The sequence below is a fragment of the Providencia sp. PROV202 genome (genome assembly GCF_028479565.1).
Taxonomy (GTDB): domain Bacteria; phylum Pseudomonadota; class Gammaproteobacteria; order Enterobacterales; family Enterobacteriaceae; genus Providencia; species Providencia zhijiangensis.
Window position 1 is genome coordinate 137,960 of sequence record NZ_JAMPNV010000012.1, and the last position, 18,578, is coordinate 156,537.

18 protein-coding genes are annotated in these 18,578 nt (G+C 44.5%); 12 read left to right on the forward strand and 6 right to left on the reverse strand.

What is annotated here, in order from left to right:
- The first annotated feature begins 53 nt into the window (after positions 1-53).
- The 4 genes from PR799_RS09695 to PR799_RS09710 all read left to right on the forward strand — a co-directional run bounded on the left by PR799_RS09695 (position 54) and on the right by PR799_RS09710 (position 5,694).
- The gene (locus tag PR799_RS09695) at positions 54-2,396 is read left to right on the forward strand and encodes a Tex family protein (protein ID WP_272521858.1); all 2,343 of its coding nucleotides are present in this window, start codon (positions 54-56) and stop codon (positions 2,394-2,396) included.
- A gap of 448 nt (positions 2,397-2,844) precedes the next feature.
- Positions 2,845-3,075, forward strand: a complete 231-nt coding sequence (feoA, locus tag PR799_RS09700) for a ferrous iron transporter A (RefSeq protein ID WP_154626375.1) — start codon at positions 2,845-2,847, stop codon at positions 3,073-3,075.
- Between the two features lie 56 nt (positions 3,076-3,131).
- Positions 3,132-5,450: a Fe(2+) transporter permease subunit FeoB gene (gene feoB, locus PR799_RS09705; RefSeq protein WP_272521864.1), complete on the forward strand. Its 2,319-nt coding sequence runs from the start codon at positions 3,132-3,134 to the stop codon at positions 5,448-5,450.
- 10 nt (positions 5,451-5,460) lie between these two features.
- Positions 5,461-5,694, forward strand: a complete 234-nt coding sequence (locus PR799_RS09710; RefSeq protein ID WP_154602247.1) for a FeoC-like transcriptional regulator — start codon at positions 5,461-5,463, stop codon at positions 5,692-5,694.
- A gap of 39 nt (positions 5,695-5,733) precedes the next feature.
- Here PR799_RS09710 and bioH read toward each other — a convergent pair whose 3' ends face one another.
- Positions 5,734-6,507 (reverse strand): pimeloyl-ACP methyl ester esterase BioH, encoded by a 774-nt coding sequence (bioH, locus tag PR799_RS09715; protein ID WP_154626546.1) that lies wholly within the window; start codon positions 6,505-6,507, stop codon positions 5,734-5,736.
- Positions 6,508-6,563: 56 nt separating this feature from the next.
- Here bioH and PR799_RS09720 point away from each other — a divergent pair, with 56 nt between their 5' ends.
- The 6 genes from PR799_RS09720 to glpD all read left to right on the forward strand — a co-directional run bounded on the left by PR799_RS09720 (position 6,564) and on the right by glpD (position 11,730).
- A complete protein-coding gene (locus PR799_RS09720; protein WP_272521865.1) occupies positions 6,564-7,247 on the forward strand; it encodes a phosphoribosyltransferase family protein in 684 nt (227 codons plus the stop codon).
- A 63-nt stretch (positions 7,248-7,310) separates the two neighbouring features.
- Positions 7,311-7,889: a Fe-S biogenesis protein NfuA gene (gene nfuA, locus PR799_RS09725; RefSeq protein ID WP_036948432.1), complete on the forward strand. Its 579-nt coding sequence runs from the start codon at positions 7,311-7,313 to the stop codon at positions 7,887-7,889.
- Positions 7,890-7,988: 99 nt separating this feature from the next.
- The gene (gene glpE / locus PR799_RS09730; RefSeq protein ID WP_036948430.1) at positions 7,989-8,312 is read left to right on the forward strand and encodes a thiosulfate sulfurtransferase GlpE; all 324 of its coding nucleotides are present in this window, start codon (positions 7,989-7,991) and stop codon (positions 8,310-8,312) included.
- 16 nt (positions 8,313-8,328) lie between these two features.
- A complete protein-coding gene (glpG, locus tag PR799_RS09735; RefSeq protein ID WP_272521867.1) occupies positions 8,329-9,183 on the forward strand; it encodes a rhomboid family intramembrane serine protease GlpG in 855 nt (284 codons plus the stop codon).
- Between the two features lie 27 nt (positions 9,184-9,210).
- Positions 9,211-9,969: a DeoR/GlpR family transcriptional regulator gene (locus PR799_RS09740; protein ID WP_036948423.1), complete on the forward strand. Its 759-nt coding sequence runs from the start codon at positions 9,211-9,213 to the stop codon at positions 9,967-9,969.
- A gap of 258 nt (positions 9,970-10,227) precedes the next feature.
- Entirely contained in the window at positions 10,228-11,730 is a 1,503-nt protein-coding gene (gene glpD, locus PR799_RS09745; protein ID WP_272521868.1) for a glycerol-3-phosphate dehydrogenase, read from the forward strand.
- Positions 11,731-11,823: 93 nt separating this feature from the next.
- Here the strand turns inward: glpD and PR799_RS09750 are convergent, their stop codons facing one another.
- Positions 11,824-12,012 carry a hypothetical protein gene (locus PR799_RS09750; RefSeq protein WP_272521869.1) on the reverse strand — a complete coding sequence of 63 codons (189 nt, stop codon included), beginning with the start codon at positions 12,010-12,012 and terminating at the stop codon, positions 11,824-11,826.
- A gap of 431 nt (positions 12,013-12,443) precedes the next feature.
- On the opposite strand from PR799_RS09750, the gene PR799_RS09755 reads away from it, so the two are divergent.
- The gene (locus PR799_RS09755; protein WP_272521870.1) at positions 12,444-14,027 is read left to right on the forward strand and encodes an ATP-binding cassette domain-containing protein; all 1,584 of its coding nucleotides are present in this window, start codon (positions 12,444-12,446) and stop codon (positions 14,025-14,027) included.
- Positions 14,028-14,074: 47 nt separating this feature from the next.
- On the opposite strand, the gene PR799_RS09760 is transcribed toward PR799_RS09755, so the two are convergent.
- The 3 genes from PR799_RS09760 to PR799_RS09770 are packed head-to-tail and all read right to left on the reverse strand — an operon-like array spanning position 14,075 to position 15,505.
- On the reverse strand, positions 14,075-14,605 hold the full coding sequence (locus tag PR799_RS09760; RefSeq protein ID WP_154626361.1) for a DUF2569 family protein: 531 nt from the start codon (positions 14,603-14,605) through the stop codon (positions 14,075-14,077).
- Positions 14,606-14,619: 14 nt separating this feature from the next.
- Positions 14,620-14,979 (reverse strand): DUF488 domain-containing protein, encoded by a 360-nt coding sequence (locus PR799_RS09765; protein WP_154626359.1) that lies wholly within the window; start codon positions 14,977-14,979, stop codon positions 14,620-14,622.
- Between the two features lie 28 nt (positions 14,980-15,007).
- Complete coding sequence (locus PR799_RS09770; protein ID WP_154626357.1) at positions 15,008-15,505, reverse strand: DUF2569 domain-containing protein; 498 nt, start codon at positions 15,503-15,505, stop codon at positions 15,008-15,010.
- 210 nt (positions 15,506-15,715) lie between these two features.
- Between PR799_RS09770 and PR799_RS09775 the strand changes: the two genes are divergently transcribed.
- Complete coding sequence (locus tag PR799_RS09775; protein WP_272521872.1) at positions 15,716-16,633, forward strand: DNA-3-methyladenine glycosylase family protein; 918 nt, start codon at positions 15,716-15,718, stop codon at positions 16,631-16,633.
- Between the two features lie 67 nt (positions 16,634-16,700).
- On the opposite strand, the gene poxB is transcribed toward PR799_RS09775, so the two are convergent.
- Positions 16,701-18,425 carry a ubiquinone-dependent pyruvate dehydrogenase gene (gene poxB, locus PR799_RS09780; protein WP_036948406.1) on the reverse strand — a complete coding sequence of 575 codons (1,725 nt, stop codon included), beginning with the start codon at positions 18,423-18,425 and terminating at the stop codon, positions 16,701-16,703.
- Positions 18,426-18,578 lie beyond the last annotated feature (153 nt).

Below are 18,578 nucleotides of genomic sequence, written 5' to 3' on the forward strand. Positions count from 1 at the left end.
TATAACTGTGCAGTCTATTTTCACTGTTCTTTGAGTAGGTATTTAAACACGACATGAATGAAACTCTAAGCCAAATTATTGCGGCCGAACTACAAGCCCAACCAAAACAGGTGTTTTCAGCCATTACATTATTGGATGAAGGCAATACCGTCCCATTTATCGCCCGCTACCGTAAAGAGGTTACGGGGGGATTGGATGACACTCAGCTACGTCAGCTAGAGAGCCGTTTAGGGTATTTGAGAGAGTTAAACGACCGTAAGCAAACCATTCTAAAATCCATTGAGGAACAAGGTAAGCTTACTCCAGAACTCGCTTCTGCCATCAATACAACGCTGAATAAAACCGAACTCGAAGACCTTTACCTTCCTTACAAACCAAAGCGCCGTACTCGTGGGCAAATTGCTATCGAAGCGGGCTTAGAACCCTTAGCGGATACGTTGTGGAACGATCCGAGCCAATCACCGGATACACTTGCACAAAGCTATATTGACGCAGATAAAGGCATCGCGGATACCAAAGCCGCTTTAGATGGTGCTCGCTACATCCTAATGGAACGTTTCGCCGAAGATGCATCCTTATTAGCGAAAGTTCGCGACTATATTTGGAAAAATGCGCACATTGTTTCTGTTGTTGCTGATGGCAAACAGACTGAAGGTGTGAAATTTAGCGACTATTTTGATCACCATGAACCCGTTGCTCACGTTCCTTCACACCGCGCTTTGGCCATGTTCCGTGGTCGCAATGAAGGTGTTTTGCAGTTATCCCTCAACTGTGACCCTCAGTTTGAAGAGCCGCCAAAAGAGAGCTATTGCGAAGAAATTATTACTCGCCATTTAGATGTGCGTTTGAACAATGCCCCCGCTGATCAATGGCGTAAAGCCGTCATCAGCTGGACTTGGCGAGTCAAAGTGCTACTGCACTTAGAAACTGAAATCATGAGCGCCCTGCGCGAGAAAGCGGAAGAAGAAGCGATTAACGTATTTGCCCGTAATCTTAGTGACTTATTGATGGCAGCTCCTGCGGGTATGCGTGCCACGATGGGGCTCGATCCGGGCTTACGTACAGGTGTAAAAGTGGCAGTCGTTGATGCGACGGGTAAAGTGATGGCGACGGATACCATTTACCCGCACACTGGCCAAGCTGCCAAAGCGGCTGCTATCGTGGCAGCATTATGTCAAAAATATCACGTCGAGCTGGTCGCGATTGGTAACGGAACCGCATCACGAGAAACGGAGCGCTTCTTTGCTGAAGTACAAAAACAGTTCCCTGACGTCACGGCACAAAAAGTGATTGTCAGTGAAGCAGGCGCCTCTGTTTATTCTGCTTCTGAACTGGCAGCATTAGAATTTCCTGACTTAGACGTATCTCTGCGTGGCGCGGTTTCTATTGCTCGCCGCTTACAAGACCCACTAGCTGAGCTGGTGAAAATCGACCCGAAATCTATCGGGGTCGGCCAGTACCAACATGATGTTAGCCAAACTCAGCTAGCCCGTAAGTTAGATGCGGTCGTTGAAGACTGCGTAAACTCCGTCGGCGTAGATTTAAATACCGCTTCTGTGGCGCTACTCACCCGTGTTGCAGGGTTGAGCAAAATGATCGCGCAAAATGTTGTCGATTGGCGCGATGCGAATGGTCAATTTAATGACAGAAAACAGTTGCTCAAAGTCGCTCGTTTAGGGCCAAAAGCCTTTGAGCAGTGTGCTGGTTTCTTACGTATCACCAATGGGGATAACCCACTGGATGCCTCAACGGTTCACCCAGAAGCCTACCCAATTGTTGAAAAAATCCTTGCAGCTGTGCGCCAGCCACTAAAAGAAATTATGGGCAATTCACAGGTATTAAATGGCTTAAGCCCACGTGAATTTACCACCGAACAGTTTGGAGTTCCTACCGTTACAGACATCATTAAAGAGCTGGAAAAACCGGGTCGTGACCCACGCCCTGAGTTTAAAACGGCGACCTTTGCTGACGGTGTCGAAACAATGAATGACTTAACACCGGGAATGATCTTAGAAGGCGCAGTGACTAACGTCACTAACTTCGGGGCATTTGTGGATATTGGTGTTCATCAAGATGGTCTGGTGCATATTTCTTCCCTTTCAAACAGCTACGTTGAAGATCCTCACAAAGTTGTCAAAACGGGTGACATTGTGAAAGTCAAAGTGCTGGATGTGGATATTGCTCGTAAGCGTATTGCACTCACTATGCGCTTAGATGAACAAGCAGGTGAAGGTAGCAGCGCACCTCGCAGTGCGGCTCCAGCGCAAGATAGAAATACCCGCAAAGCCCCTGCTTCGCGAGGGAATGCACGAGGAAATTCATCATCTAACTCTGCGGCGTCTAGCAACAGTGCGATGAGTGATGCACTGGCTGCCGCTTTTGGTAAAAAACGCTAAGACATGATGCCCTTGCCGTTTCATCGGTAAGGGCATTTATTAAAATGCATTTAATCACCTCTCAGTATTTAATTTAAACATATTCCATTTTTCTTATAAAAATAAATTAAATAACTAATTCAATTTATTATCTGCATTTTGTCTTATTTAATTATATTAGTTAACAATACTAACATCTGCATTTTAGTTTTAAAAAACGCCACCAACTAAATCCCTTTTTGATCCACATCATTTAATATTGCCCGAAAAAGAGGCTAAATATAACCATGGTAGATGATTATGATTCTCATTGTTAATTAGATTTAATTTTATCTTCCACTCTATTTCTTTTAAAGATAACCACTTTTATAATAATAATTATCAATATTATTCTTAATAACACTCTCTGTAATTTAACATCGTAATTTTCATGTTAAATCAACAGAATAAACCGTAATTGGAAGGTACTATGTCCATACTTCCTCAATGCAGTTATAAAATACTTGGCTTTTCACCAGAGATAAGTCCAGCCTATCGCCAAAAACTGCTCTCCCTTGGTCTGCTCCCAGGCTCAGTGTTCAAAGTTGTGCGCGTAGCGCCGTTTGGTGATCCTGTGCAAATTGAAACTCATCGCGTCAGCTTAGTATTACGCAAAAAAGATTTAGCACTCATTAACTTAGATGAAGCGCAAACGAACTAATTATTTTTGGATTAATTCCAATAAAGATTTTCATTTTCACGACTGGCATACACACTATGAAACCATTAACTATCGGCCTTATTGGCAACCCTAACGCAGGTAAAACAACCTTGTTTAACCAGTTAACAGGGTCACGTCAGCGCGTCGGTAACTGGGCAGGAGTGACCGTCGAACGTAAAGTTGGACGCTTCCACACCCCTGAACACAAGATTGAACTTGTTGATTTACCAGGTACTTATTCCCTTACGACTATTTCAGAGCAAACCTCTCTCGATGAGCAAATCGCCTGCTACTTTATTTTAAGTGGCGAAGCCGACATGTTGATCAACGTGGTGGATGCCTCAAACCTCGAGCGCAATTTATATCTGACATTACAACTTGTTGAGCTAGGTGTTCCCTGCATCGTCGCACTGAACATGTTGGATATAGCCAAAAGCCAACATATCGATATCGATGTAAAACAGCTCGAAAAACAGCTCGGTTGCCCAGTGATCCCAATGGTCTCTACCCGTGCAACAGGCCTTGAACAGCTCAAACAAGCGATTGATAGCCATCCTCAAAATAGCCAACAAGCCCTAGTGCAATATCCACCACAACTGTTACAAACCGTGGATATGCTTTCAGAGCAAATTTCTGCTCAGCAATTTAGTCAGCAGCAGCGCCGTTGGTTAGCTCTCCAAATTTTAGAAGGCGATATTTATAGCCGCCAGCGAGCTGATATCTCCGAACAAGTATTTGCTGAAACTCGCCTTAAACTCAAAGAGACCTTGCAAGAAGAACCTGAGTTACTCATTGCAGATGCTCGCTATCAATCCATTGCCTCAATTTGTGACGCCGCGATTAATAACAGTGCCGCTGAGCCGAATAAACTCACTCAAGCGCTGGATAAATTTATCTTGAGCCGCTGGCTTGGCGTGCCAATTTTCTTGTTCGTGATGTACCTGATGTTCGTCCTTGCGATCAATATCGGTGGCGCTTTACAGCCGTTCTTTGAAGGGGCGTCTGAGGCTATCTTTATTCATGGCATTCAATGGATTGGTGCAACCGCAAACTTCCCTGATTGGTTGACCGTTTTCCTTGCTCAAGGTGTTGGCGGTGGTATCAATACGGTTCTGCCACTAGTACCACAAATCGGTATGATGTACCTGTTTTTATCTATTTTGGAAGACTCCGGCTATATGGCTCGAGCGGCTTTCGTGATGGATAGACTGATGCAAGCACTGGGTTTACCGGGTAAATCTTTTGTTCCTTTGATTGTTGGCTTCGGTTGTAACGTACCTTCCATCATGGGCGCACGCACCTTAGATGCACCTCGTGAACGCTTGATCACCGTGCTTATGGCGCCGTTTATGTCCTGCGGCGCTCGCTTAGCTATTTTCGCAGTATTTGCAGCGGCGTTCTTTGGTAAAAATGGCGCAAGCGTCGTGTTTTCCCTCTACATTCTCGGTATTGTCGTGGCAATCCTAACAGGCCTGCTACTGAAACATACCTTGATGCGCGGTGAAGCATCCCCGTTTGTGATGGAACTGCCGGTCTACCATGTACCTCATGCAAAAACATTGCTCATCCAAACTTGGCAGCGTTTAAAAGGCTTCGTGATCCGTGCGGGTAAAGTCATTGTGGTGGCGAGCATTTTCATTGGCGCGCTAAACAGCTTTTCGTTATCCGGCAAGCCTGTGGACAACATCAATGATTCCGCGCTGGCTTCCGTCAGTAAAGTGATCACTCCAGTATTACAGCCTATTGGTGTGCACAATGATAACTGGCAAGCAACTGTCGGTTTGATCACTGGTGCAATGGCTAAAGAAGTGGTTGTTGGGACCTTAAATACCCTGTACACCGCCGAGGCGATCACCAGCGAACCTTTCGATGCCGAATCTTTTGACCTGCTCGATGAGTTAGGTGCAGCAGTCACGGATACATGGGATAGCTTAAAAGAGACATTCTCCATCAGTGCATTATCCAACCCAATCGAAGCGAGTATGGGTGATGCCGAGATGGCAACAGGCTCCATGGGGACCATGGCGGCGAAATTTGGTTCGGATATCGCAGCGTATAGTTACTTAATCTTTGTGCTGCTGTATGTGCCTTGTGTGTCAGTAATGGGGGCAATCGCCCGTGAAACCAACAAAAGCTGGATGACATTCTCTATTCTGTGGGGATTAAACGTGGCTTATAGCCTCGCAGCACTGTTCTATCAAACTGCCACATTTAGCGAACATCCACAAAGCAGCTTGGTCATAATTGGTGCTGTGCTGCTGTTTAATATTGTACTCATCACCTTCCTACGCCGTATGCGCAGCCGTGTGACGTTCAATATTAAATCCAAAACAGCGCAACAGTGTTCTGGTTGTTCTAACAACAGTTGCCACTAAGGAAAATACGATGGCCAGCTTGCTACAAGTCCGAGATTTAATTGCATTATATGGGCAAGCTGACATTGCGCTTCTGAGTTCTCAACTAAACGCCCCTGCTGCACTGGTGAATGCGATGGCTGAAAAGCTGGTCAGCATGGGGAAAATTGAAAAAGTCGATGTAAGCGCGTGCCTTACGGGTACCAGTTGTAAAGGATGCCCCGAGAGTCACGATTGCTCACATTTTGTCTATAAGATTAAATAGTGGTTTTCATCTCAGCGAATCAGCTTCTAATGCTCTGATTTAGCTCAATGACTTCGCAAACTGAATCAATGTTTCACAAAACTCATCGGGATGAGAAATAAACGGCGCATGGGCGCTATTGCGCATCACAACGGATAATGAATTAGGATACAACTCGTCTAATTTCCCTACGATTTTACGCGGAACCAAGCCATCTAAATAACCATAAATGCGTAAGAAAGGCACCTGTAAATGAGTGAGTTCCTCACGTAAATCTTCAGTACGTAAAGATTCCAGCCCCATATTCAAGGCTTCAACCGATGGCATTGGCAGCGCCAATACTACAGATTTCAATGTACGCGCATCCTCACGGGCGCTTTCAGTTCCCAATGTTTGCAGTGCTAAAAAACGCTCAACGGTACGCTGGAAATTTTCAGACAGCATCTGTTCAAAATTAAGTAAGACTTCAGGTTTGATACCTTGCCACTCATCATGAGCGCCAAAGCAAGGGGAAGATGCTACGGTGATTAAGGCTTTTACCTCATTTGGGTGATCGAGCGCGATACGGCTTGCCACTAACCCACCGAGTGACCATCCCAGCCAAATCGCATTTTTAGGCGCCTGTTCCCAGACAACATCAGCCATGGATTGAATACTCATTGGCGTAAAATCATGGCTACGCCCATAACCCGGTAAATCAACTAAATGGATGCGAAATTGCGAAGCCAGTCGAGGAATAATTGTTTGCCAGACTTCGGCGTTCAATCCCCATCCGTGCAGTAACACAATATCTTGTTTTCCTTCACCCACTGTCTGCCAATATAGCGTCGCCATGATTACACTCTCTTCAATATTATTTTCATTCTGATTTTTCAATCTAGGACTCGCCTATGCTAGCAATGGAAGGGGTCTGTTGGCTATGCCGACAGTTATTAAAAATTCCCCATCAAGGGATATGTAGCTTTTGTATCAAAAGCTTACCGCCAATGCCGAAAGTTTGTCCACAATGCGCTCTCCCGAGTGAATATCACCAATTTCCTTGCGGACGCTGCCTTGTGCAGCCACCACCTTGGCAGAAGCTAATTACCATAACGCCGTATCAAGCGCCGTTACGCCAGCTTATCCATCAATATAAATTTCGTTATCGACCCCAGCTTGCCATCCCTCTGACGCGAGTGTTTTTACTTTATTGGTTGAATGGATATCGCCAACAGCAATGGAAAAAACCCGACTTATTGATAACCATTCCTCCCCATCCTCGACGATGTTGGCATCGAGGATTTGATCACATGGCATTAATTGGTGGTAATTTGACCACATGGTTAAATATTGCCTATTCGCAAAATTCATTATTGCGCTCTCGTGATACACTGGCGCAAGTTTCATTAACACGTAAGCAGCGCCGCAATAACCTAAAAGAGGCATTTACCCTTGAAACTTCGGTTTCAGGTCTACACATAGCTATTATTGATGATGTGATTACAACTGGCTCAACCATGCATGCAGCCGCTCAATTGTTGATTTGTGCGGGAGCGCATACTGTTGACGCGTGGTCACTCTGTCGCACCTTGTAGGATGGGTGTAAATGGGCGTATTATAACCAACTAAAGCAGTCAACTATTATTGAGCAAGAGATTATGATTAATATTACAGAAGCAGCACAGACTCACTTCTCCAAGTTATTGGAAAGCCAAGAGTCAGGAACCCAAATTCGAGTATTTGTCATTAACCCAGGCACACCAACCGCTGAGTGTGGTGTTTCTTATTGCCCTCCTGGTGCCGTAGAAGCCACCGATAAAGAGCTGAAGTTTGAAAAACTCTCTGCTTACGTTGATGAAATTAGTGCACCATTCTTAGAAGATGCTGAGATTGATTTCGTCACTGACCAATTAGGCTCTCAATTAACCTTAAAAGCACCGAATGCGAAAATGCGTAAAGTGTCTGAAGATGCGCCATTAATTGAGCGTGTTGAATACGTTTTACAGTCACAAATTAACCCACAACTAGCGAGCCATGGTGGTCGTGTTTCATTAATGGAAATCACCGAAGATGGTTTTGCTATCCTGCAATTCGGCGGCGGCTGTAACGGTTGTTCCATGGTCGATGTGACGCTGAAAGAAGGTATCGAAAAAGAATTACTGAAAATGTTCGAAGGTGAATTAAAAGGCGTTAAAGACCTGACTGAACACCAACGCGGCGAGCACTCTTTCTACTAATAGATTCTGCTCACCCGCATTTTCTACTGAGTATCGGAGCATCCTCAGCACACCTGTGGATGCTCTTTCATAACATTTCTTCTAACTTTCCGGTATTTTATGGACCATTTTGAGACACTAACACCCGAACAAGCTTATCAGCACTGGTTAGATGGCACTGCTATTCTTGTCGATGTTCGCGATCCCCAAAGTTTTCGTGCTGGTCACGCGACAGGCGCTTATCACTTAACCAATGAGTCACTTCACCCGTTTGTCGAAAAAACAGATTACGAACAAACGATTATGGTGATGTGCTACCACGGTCACAGCAGCCAAGGCGCGGCGCAATACTTAATTAATATTGGTTTTGAATCTGTATATAGCATTAATGGCGGATTTGAGGCATGGTCACGGGAATACCCACAAGCCATTACGGCGCTCTAAACGAGACAACGTATTTATGATCCACATTATCTCTTTTGAAAATCCACGGATGGCTCAAGCGTTTGTCGATTATATGGCAGGACAAAATATCCAACTACAGCTCCATCCTTCCAACGACCAACAACATTCAACACATTATGAACTTTGGCTCGCCGATGAGCAGCATACTGAGCAAGTACGCCAAGAGTTAGAAGCCTTTTTACGTAACCCTAATGATCCTCGTTACCTCGAAGCCAGCTGGCAAACGGGTCGTACAGACGCCCAATTTCAATATCGTAACTATCTGACATTCAGTTATTTAAAACAGCAATCCGGCCCATTGACTATCGCCGTTATTTTGCTGTCTATCGCGGTCTATCTTTGGGTCACCCTGACAGATCCTCGTGTCGTTCTATACTATTTAGGTTGGCCTATTGGTGATCAGCAAAGCGAATTGTGGCGTTGGATAAGCCCAGCGTTCGTTCACTTTTCTATTTCGCACATTGGTTTCAACCTTGCGCTCTGGTGGTTTTTGGCCGGGCAAGTTGAGAAAAAAATGGGCACAGGAAAACTGTTCACCATTTTATTAGTCTCCGCATTATTCAGTAACTGGGGTCAATCCCTATTCAGTGAAAATAACTTCGGTGGCTTATCGGGTGTCGTTTATGCACTGGTTAGCTATGTTTGGCTCACTGGCGAACGTCGCCCAGAAATCGGTATCGGCATCCCTCGCGGGCTCATGGTATTCTCGATTATCTGGTTATTCTTCGGTTACTTTGACCTGCTCGGTATGGACATTGCTAATGCCGCACATACTTCAGGGTTAATTATCGGATTATTGATGGGAATATGGGATAATAGGCTCAGTTTTAAACACCAAGGTTCCAAATAGAACATTTTATAATTAGAGGCTAATGCTGTGAAACAAACCCAGAGACATGATGCAATTGTTGAACTTGTGCGTCTTCAGGGATATGTCAGTACTGAAGAACTTGTCGAGCAGTTTGAGGTTAGCCCTCAGACCATTCGCCGAGACCTCAATGATCTTGCTGAACAAAATAAAATCCTACGACACCATGGTGGCGCAGCCTTGCCTTCGAGTTCCGTCAATACCGCCTACAATGACCGCAAAACCATGTGGTCTGAGGAAAAAGCGCGTATTGCTCAACGTGTGGCAAGCCAAATTCCTGACGGCGCAACCCTATTTATTGATATTGGTACAACCCCTGAGGCTGTCGCCCACGCATTGGTTAATCATAAAAACCTGCGCGTCGTGACCAACAACCTGAACGTCGCAACATTGCTCATGGCAAAAGAGGATTTTCGTTTGATTCTCGCAGGCGGTGAAGTTCGTTCTCGTGATGGCGGGATTGTCGGTGAAGCCACCCTCGACTTTATCTCTCAGTTTAGGCTGGATTATGGCATTCTGGGGATCAGTGGGATTGATATGGATGGCTCATTGCTTGAGTTTGATTATCATGAAGTTCGCACCAAGCGCGCGATTATTGAAAACTCTCGTCATGTCATGTTGGTTACCGACCACTCCAAATTTGGTCGAAATGCGATGGTAAATTTAGGTAATATGAATCTAATCAATACCTTGTTTACCACCCAAGCACCTCCAGCCAGTATTCTAAAGGTTATCGAACAGCATAACGTTCAATTAGAGCTCTGCTAGCCCCCAGCTTTAACTTTCCCAATGATGGTAGCTTGTCTACCATCAATTCTTATTTTTTCCTTTCTTTTCATTCTGTTGTCATCCCTTTGTCATATTACCAATTTATTAAACAGATTAAATTTATACACAAAATGTTATTAGCATCACGCGCTTGTTATTTTTATGGATTACAGGTTGGCAGACGTACAAAATTTGATTACAATCAAATGAGCGAAAACGAACATTATAGAAAATGGTTCGAACATCTCAGGGGGATGCATGGAAACGAAAGACTTGATTGTAATTGGCGGCGGAATCAACGGCGCTGGTATTGCAGCTGATGCTGCTGGGCGTGGATTATCTGTACTGCTGCTTGAATCTCAAGACTTAGCGAGTGCAACTTCATCTGCAAGTTCGAAACTGATCCACGGTGGTTTACGCTACCTCGAACATTATGAATTTAGACTGGTGAGTGAAGCACTTGCAGAGCGTGAGGTCTTATTACGACTGGCTCCGCACATCGCATTCCCAATGCGCTTCCGTCTACCTCATCAGCCTCACTTACGCCCAGCTTGGATGATCCGTATTGGCCTATTCCTGTACGATCACTTAGGCAAACGCGTTAGCCTGCCAAGTAGCAAGAGCTTAAAATTCAACCAAAATTCTGTGTTGAAACCAGAACTAACCAAAGGTTTCGAATACTCAGATTGCTGGGTTGATGATGCGCGTTTAGTGGTATTGAACGCTCAAGAAGTAGTTCGTAAAAACGGTGAAGTTCGCACTCGCACAAAAGTGACTCGCGCATACCGTGAAAATGGTCTTTGGGTGGTTGAAGCTCAAGACTTACGTACTGGCGAAACTCATACTTGGAAAGCTAAAGGTCTAGTCAACGCAACAGGACCTTGGGTTAAAGAGTTCTTCGATGATGGCTTAAAACTGAAATCCCCTTATGGTATTCGTCTGATCAAAGGCAGCCATATTGTGGTTCCACGCGCTCACGATGAGCCACAAGCGTATATCCTGCAAAACGAAGATAACCGAATCGTCTTTGTGATCCCTTGGATGGATGAATTCTCAATTATCGGTACTACCGATGTTGAGTACAAAGGGGATCCAAAAGATGTGAAAATTGACGAAAACGAAGTCAATTATCTGCTGAAAGTGTATAACGATCACTTCAAAAAACAGCTGACCAAACAAGATATTGTGTGGGATTACTCAGGTGTTCGCCCTCTGTGTGATGACGAATCAGACTCTCCACAAGCTATCACTCGTGACTACACATTAGATGTTCACGATGAAGATGGAAAAGCGCCATTACTGTCAGTATTCGGTGGTAAATTAACCACTTACCGTAAACTGGCTGAAGCGGCTGTAGGTAAATTAGCGGCATACTATCCGCATGCTGGCGAGCCTTGGACTAAAAACGGTCAATTACCGGGTGGCGATATCGAAGGTTGTGACCGCGATGGTTACGCACGCGTATTAACCCAGCATTACCCATGGCTCCCAGAAGGCTTAGCACTGCGTTACGCAAGAACTTACGGCAGCAACAGTAAGTTGATTTTAGCGGGCGCAAACTCACTGTCTGATTTAGGTGAAGCATTCGGCGCAAATGTCTATGAAGCCGAATTACGCTACTTGGTCGAAAATGAGTGGGTTGTAGAATTAGACGATGCAATTTGGCGTCGTACCAAATTGGGCATGTGGCTGAACGACGCTGAGAAACAGCGCATTGCACAATGGCTTGCAGAGCACACGAAAGTGGCTGTGACAGCATAATCTCGTAAGAGATACGCAGTAAGATAGAATCGTAAAAAACTCGTTGTTGTACCAAAAGCGCCTATCTGTGCCCACAGACTGGCGCTTTTACTTTTATGAACACTCTAAAAATTGAATATTGTCATCAATTCTGGATTGAATCTGTTTCAATGTCGTGGACGTAATGTTATTAGGGTAAAGCTCATTTGCGATATCGCTAAATTGGCGAGCGACATGGTATAGGCGCAATATCATCTCATCCGCTTCTTGCGCTGTGATATCCGCAACATCCGCCTGCGTCATTTTAATGTCAGTCGCTCTAAACGTAATCTTTCACAGAGTTTTTTGATAACTTCACTCGGTTTACTCAAGCTTAAATCCAACATATTATGCCTTAAGTTAAAATATCGCCGTTAACACACAATATTATGGATTTAGAAGACAATTACTGAAAGTTTACTTTTTATACAGCCCATGCTTGCATCCACCTCGCAACCCTGTTTATAATTCACCCGCAATTTTGCCCCTTCTAAAGTGAGTCTTTCCGACGATGAACTAAGTCCTGCCAGAAAATATTCACAATACCTTGTTTAAGGTCATTATTTTTCTGTTCTTGGCAGACACAGTTTTCATCGCTTCTTTTTCGAAATAGGCTTTTTAAAAGAAAATGCTTCGAAAAATAATAGTGCGAAAGATAGCGTAACGTTGTCTGCCCTCTCTATTTGGAGGTCTCTATGACAATAGCTAATCCAGCTCTCGCGTGCCATTTTTCACAATTAACCATCGAGTTCGACCAATCCACACTCTTTCCGCCATTGAGTGGTAGCTTATTTCGCCAAAAAAATGCACTGATTGGTCACAATGGTCGTGGAAAATCCGTATTAATGCGATTACTTGCCGAACAACTCACCCCCACTCACGGTAAAGTTGATTGGCATTTACCGATAATTCATGTGGATCAACTCAACCGCTTAACGGGTAATACCATTGCTCAAGCACTAGGTATTGATGCACTTTGGCAAGCTTTTTTACGCATTGAACAAGGTCTTGGCACCATGACCGATTTCGAGCTAACGGAAGATAATTGGCATCTGCCTGCAACATGGGAAATGCTGTTAGCGTCTGCGCAGCTAACAGCATCAATGGATGCCACTATAGAACAACTCAGCGGTGGTGAACGCACTCGCCTAGCGTTATGTGGTGCATTTTTACATCCTGACCATTTTCTTTTACTCGACGAACCCGACAACCACCTTGACCAACAAGGACGCCATTGGCTAAGTGAAAAGCTCAGTCAGCACAAAGCTGGCTGTTTAGTCATCAGCCATAACCGCCATCTTCTTGAAGAAATGAACGCTATTTTTGAATTAACCGATAAAGGCTTAGTGGAATACGGTGGAAATTACACCCTGTATGATGAGCAAAAAACCTTTGCTATCAATGCGATTGAAGCAGAAGGCGAACAACTCGAAAAACAGATCCGCCAAGAGAAAAAACAGCAGCAAGCCACCCTACAAAAAGCTGCTCAGCGACGCAAGCAAGGTGAAAGCATTCGCTATGGCGGTTCCCAATCCTTATTGTTACTCGATATGCAGAAAAATAGATCCGAAAAAAGGCAATCTAGTGTAGCGGAGCGTCACCAGCGTGTATTAGGCGAATTACAACATCAACATCAGCAAAATCAAGACAAAGTTAGCCATATTCAGCCTCAAAAGATGGTACTCAGTTACCGAAGCGAAGGTGGAAAAATGCGCATTTTTGTCTCCCAATTGGCACTACCTTATGGGCAAACGGCACCACTCTCATTTACCGCCTATAGCGGTGAACATTGGCATATTCAAGGGCGCAATGGCTCTGGAAAATCCACCCTATTAAAAGTGTTGGCAAATCAGTTGCAGGCGCTGTCTGGAGAATGTCGCATCAGCGGTGATTTTTGCTATTTAGACCAACATCTGAATCTTTTGGATAAGTCATTACCCGTTGCCGAGGCACTCTATCAATATCAGCCAGCGATTTCCGTAGAGCAGTGGAGAACTCAATTGGGTATGTTACGTATTCGAGGGGATAAATCGTTACTGCCGTTGTGCCAGCTCAGTGGTGGCGAGCAGCTCAAAGCGACACTCCTAGCTTTGACGCATAGCTCTCATCCTCCCGCCGTTTTACTGCTCGATGAGCCAGATAATCACTTAGATTTAGATTCAAAACAGCTGTTGGAAGGGCTATTACGGGATTACCAAGGGACGCTGTTACTGGTTTCTCATGATGAGGCATTTGTGGAGCAATGCAATATTACCCATTACTTACAACTAGGCAGTTAATAAAGATTAAATAATTAGCTGTATGGGCTGTGCTTTACAGCCCTTTCTTAATTCACAAAGGTCTTTTTTACGCGGGCAGAAACCAGAAAATAGGGAACCCAAATCAAGCAATAAAAACTGCCATTAAAAAAGCTGGTAATGTAGCTATAGTCGATTTCGAGGTGAAACGCGACGGGAAAGGCGATGCGCGAGGCACCAATCACTGCGACATAGAGCATCATCGTAATGATAAACAACCCTTTAACCATGGATTTCTTTTTAAATACCGCAATGAACGACCCCACCATTAATGCGATAATCACCCCAAGGCTGAGCTGAACAGCATAAAATCCAGAGGCAAAACCTGACATATAAAAGTCCGATGCAGGGTTTGTTGCCAGCGACCAAGCACCTTGAACCTCAGCAATATCATTCACCATCATTTTGACCAAATTACCCAGCATATACAGCTGACCTAACAGAGGTAAAATCAGCCAGCCACCAATCCCTTGGAGGGATTTTTGAGGTTTAGTATGACTCTGCACCGGTATTTGAGCCGCGGGCAATGATTCGGGGTTAGATGATAAATTCACATCCATAGTAATAACCTTTTTTATTCTTTACGTTCTTTGAGTTTTTCTTCGATAAAAGCTTTCAGTACCAATGCCTGATTATGTTGCGTATCTTTGGCGCTATATAACAACGTGATGTCCCCTTGCTGCGCTTTCGCAAATACAGCGTGCCATGCATCATTTTGCTGTAGTTCTTGCTGATATTGCGTTACAAACTGCTCAAACTGGTCAGTATGTTGATGAAACCATTTGCGCAATTCATTGGAGGGCGCAACCGCTTTGTTCCATTCATCACACTGCAAATCTACCTTTTTGATCCCACGAGGCCACAGTCTATCCACCAAAATGCGATAACCATCTTGAGGGCTACAAGGGTCATAGACTCGTTTACAGTAAATCATCAGCAGGCTCCACAGTCATTGGGGTTTACTAATTAATAAACGTATTGCGAACACGCACAGAGACAAAAAAGTAAGGCACCCAGACGAAACAACCAAATAACCCTCGTATCAATTCACGAATATCATTGGAATCTATTTCGAGGTCTAACAATTGATTGGCAAGCACCAAATCAAAAACCATCACAGCCAATGAAAAAATTTGGAAAAAGGCATACACCTTAATAATTAATTTTTTCTTAGTGAAAAAGAGATAACAAAGATACAGAACTGTACCGTAAATAATCGCGTTACCAACCGTTTCAAAATATATCACTTCTTTGAATAACGGAATGAAATAGTCTGAACCTGGGGACGTCAATTCGCTCCAGTATTCAATCACTTCTTGATTATGATGCCAAAGTCTAAACGGCATAAATAGTGCCGAAAAAATCACCCCAAGCAAGGGGAGAATTAACCATCCACCGATACCATTTAATTCTGGCTTAGGCTTTGGCGCAGGGAGCATTTCATTATTTTCTGCGTTCATCTTCACATCCTTGATTTAATTTATGCAGTTAATCTGCTCACCTATTTGCGCAAGAATTTGCTGAATAGGTATGGGCAAGCTAAATTAGCACATGATTATCTGAATCACCTTTTTGCTAAGCTAACATACTCTAACGGCTAAAAATGTAGCGTGTGACGTTTTTTGTCAAAAATTAACCAAAAATGAGCATAAATCAGAAGAAGACGAACTATGGCATCAACGCAATCCGTTTCTATATCACTGCCACTTCATTACCGTATTGATGATTTTTTTGCCTTTCACTTGAGGGATCCGCAAAATATCGCCGAGATTGTTGAAAAAAACACCTTGCGCAAAGGGATCATCTGGCAAGAACACGCTGCGCAAATTCGCCTATCCATTAACGGCCAAGCCACTGACAATAAACAAGCAATATTGCAGCTTGATGTTGATAATGCAGAAACATCGCCTTCCTTAAATGAGCTACACACGCTTGCGATTCATTTACTCGGATTGAATCAACCCATTGAGCAATTTGAAGAAAAATACCTTACCCACCCAATACTGGGTAAACTGATTGCGCCACAGCGAGGTGTGCGAGTGTATCAATCCGCCACCACGTTTGAAGCGCTCGTATGGGCCATTATCGGCCAGCAAATTAGTGTTCTTGCTGCCATCGCCATCCGCCGACGTTTTATTCAAGCTGTCGGGCAGCAGCATTCATCAGGCATTTGGTGCTTTCCCACCGTCGCCTCAGTCATCAATGTGGACGATGAAATTTTACGGCAAGCGGGTTTTTCTCTTGGAAAAATCATCGCCTTACGCGGGCTGAGTGCCGCTATTCAGGCGGGTGAATTAGACCTAGACAACGCCGTTACCCCTGAAAACGTCCATGAGGTCACCGAAAAATTGCTGGCTATCAAAGGTATTGGACCTTGGACAGTAAGTTATGGATTGCTGCGCGGATTTAATTACCTAGATGGTTCCCTGCATGGGGATGTTGCCGTACGGCGCAATTTACAAACTTTATTAGCTCAAGATGCGCAACCATCTGCGAAAGAAACCCAACAATGGCTAGCCCAATTTGCACCGTGGCGAGCACTGATTGCCGCTCATCTTTGGCGCAGCCAATCCGCTGCAGGATATTAAACAAAAATCCCTAATCCAGTACGCTGAATTAGGGATTTATTTATGATGCTACTCGATTAGATAGTGATTAACGCAACCAGTTGGTTTTCACCAATTGCACCACTTCATCACCGCGACCGCTCATAATTGCCTTCAGCATATATAAGCTAAAACCTTTGGCTTCTTGCGCTTCAATCTCTGGAGGCATTGAAAGCTCTTGCTTCGCCGTCAATACATCCACAACAACTGGGCCATCATGAGCAAAAGCTTCTTTCAGCGCACCGTCCAGATCTTCACTTTTCTCAACGCGAATACCTTTGATACCTGCCGCATTGGCAATTGCTGCAAAGTTTGGATTCTGTAAATCGGTGCCCGCAGTCATAAAGCCTGCAACCTTCATTTCCATCGCCACAAAGCCCAACACGCCGTTGTTATGAATGATGATTTTTACTGGTAATTTCATCTGCGACAGCGAAATAAAGTCACCCATCAACATACTGAAACCACCATCGCCACACATTGCAACCACTTGGCGATTTTTATCAACCGCTTGCGCACCAATCGCTTGTGGCATTGCGTTTGCCATCGAACCATGGTTAAACGAACCGATCAGGCGACGTTTACCGTTCATTTTCAAGTAACGCGCAGCCCACACCGTTGGTGTGCCCACATCGCAGGTAAAGATAGTATCGTCGTTCGCCAGCTCGCTCAGCTTGGTGGCTAAATATTGTGGATGGATCAGCCCTTCATGGCCCGGCTTAGCTAAATCATCCAGCCCTTTACGCGCCTCGGCATAGTGCTTCAGTGCACCATCCAAATGTTTACGATTCTGCTTCGCCGTTAAATGTGGCTGTAGGGCAGTCAATGTCGCCTTAATATCCCCGATTAGCCCCATATCAATATGGCAATGGGAGCCTAAGCTTCCGGCATTCAGGTCAATTTGAATAATTTTCGCGTCTGTTGGGTAGAACGGACGATATGGGAATTGGGTACCTAACAACACAACGGTATCCGCATTCATCATTGCGTGGTAGCCTGATGAAAAACCGATTAACCCTGTCATTCCCACACTATTTGGGTTATCCCACTCAATATGCTCTTTACCGCGCAACGCATGTACCACTGGCGCATTCAAAGTTTCTGCCAGTTTCACCACTTCATCATGAGCGCCAGCACAGCCATTACCGCAGAACAACGTGATGTTTTCTGACTGATTCAGTGCTTCTGCTAATTTTTCAATTTCAGGACGCTGAGGCATGATCAGAGGTGCTTGTGGCTGATACCACTCTTCTTTCGCCGATTCTGGTGCATCTTTCAGGGCGATATCACCCGGAATAACGACAACGGAAACGCCTTTATTCAGGATCGCTTTACGCATCGCTATGCCCAGAACTTGTTGAATTTGCTCAGGGTTAGTCACCATTTCACAATAGTGGCTACATTCACGGAACAGTTCTGTTGGATGGGTTTCTTGGAAGTAATTACTACCGATTTCACTCGATGGGATATGCGCAGCAATGGCTAATACAGGTACACGGTTACGATGGCAATCATACAACCCGTTGATTAAGTGCATGTTTCCAGGTCCACAAGAACCCGCACACACCGCTAACTCACCCGTTAGTTGCGCTTCTGCGCCCGCGGCAAATGCAGCCACTTCTTCATGACGGGTACCTAACCACTCAATAGCCCCTTGCTTACGTAAACTATCCGTTAAACCGTTTAATGAGTCCCCAGTGACTCCCCAGATGCGCTTAACACCTGCGTTATCCAGTACTTTCGCAATATAGGATGCAATACTCTGTTTTTTCATAATGGCACTCTTTTTAAGTCGGATTAAATTCAGTTTATTCTTGTTAACCGCTACATATTTAACAAGCGATGCTGCTCTTAAAATACTTCCCGTAATATTCTTTCAATTCTAACTAAATCAATTCACCATTCCTACCAATGCAGTACATTCAAA

Coding starts and splice junctions, on each gene's coding strand:
- glpD (WP_272521868.1), top strand. CDS start 10,228: ATGGAAACGAAAGACTTGATTGTAATTGGCGGCGGAATCAACGGCGCT.
- feoB (WP_272521864.1), top strand. CDS start 3,132: ATGAAACCATTAACTATCGGCCTTATTGGCAACCCTAACGCAGGTAAA.
- glpE (WP_036948430.1), top strand. CDS start 7,989: ATGGACCATTTTGAGACACTAACACCCGAACAAGCTTATCAGCACTGG.
- poxB (WP_036948406.1), bottom strand. CDS start 18,425: ATGAAAAAACAGAGTATTGCATCCTATATTGCGAAAGTACTGGATAAC.
- PR799_RS09775 (WP_272521872.1), top strand. CDS start 15,716: ATGGCATCAACGCAATCCGTTTCTATATCACTGCCACTTCATTACCGT.
- PR799_RS09750 (WP_272521869.1), bottom strand. CDS start 12,012: ATGACGCAGGCGGATGTTGCGGATATCACAGCGCAAGAAGCGGATGAG.
- nfuA (WP_036948432.1), top strand. CDS start 7,311: ATGATTAATATTACAGAAGCAGCACAGACTCACTTCTCCAAGTTATTG.
- PR799_RS09765 (WP_154626359.1), bottom strand. CDS start 14,979: ATGATTTACTGTAAACGAGTCTATGACCCTTGTAGCCCTCAAGATGGT.
- PR799_RS09760 (WP_154626361.1), bottom strand. CDS start 14,605: ATGGATGTGAATTTATCATCTAACCCCGAATCATTGCCCGCGGCTCAA.
- PR799_RS09695 (WP_272521858.1), top strand. CDS start 54: ATGAATGAAACTCTAAGCCAAATTATTGCGGCCGAACTACAAGCCCAA.
- bioH (WP_154626546.1), bottom strand. CDS start 6,507: ATGGCGACGCTATATTGGCAGACAGTGGGTGAAGGAAAACAAGATATT.
- PR799_RS09755 (WP_272521870.1), top strand. CDS start 12,444: ATGACAATAGCTAATCCAGCTCTCGCGTGCCATTTTTCACAATTAACC.
- PR799_RS09720 (WP_272521865.1), top strand. CDS start 6,564: ATGCTAGCAATGGAAGGGGTCTGTTGGCTATGCCGACAGTTATTAAAA.
- PR799_RS09770 (WP_154626357.1), bottom strand. CDS start 15,505: ATGAACGCAGAAAATAATGAAATGCTCCCTGCGCCAAAGCCTAAGCCA.
- PR799_RS09710 (WP_154602247.1), top strand. CDS start 5,461: ATGGCCAGCTTGCTACAAGTCCGAGATTTAATTGCATTATATGGGCAA.
- glpG (WP_272521867.1), top strand. CDS start 8,329: ATGATCCACATTATCTCTTTTGAAAATCCACGGATGGCTCAAGCGTTT.
- feoA (WP_154626375.1), top strand. CDS start 2,845: ATGTCCATACTTCCTCAATGCAGTTATAAAATACTTGGCTTTTCACCA.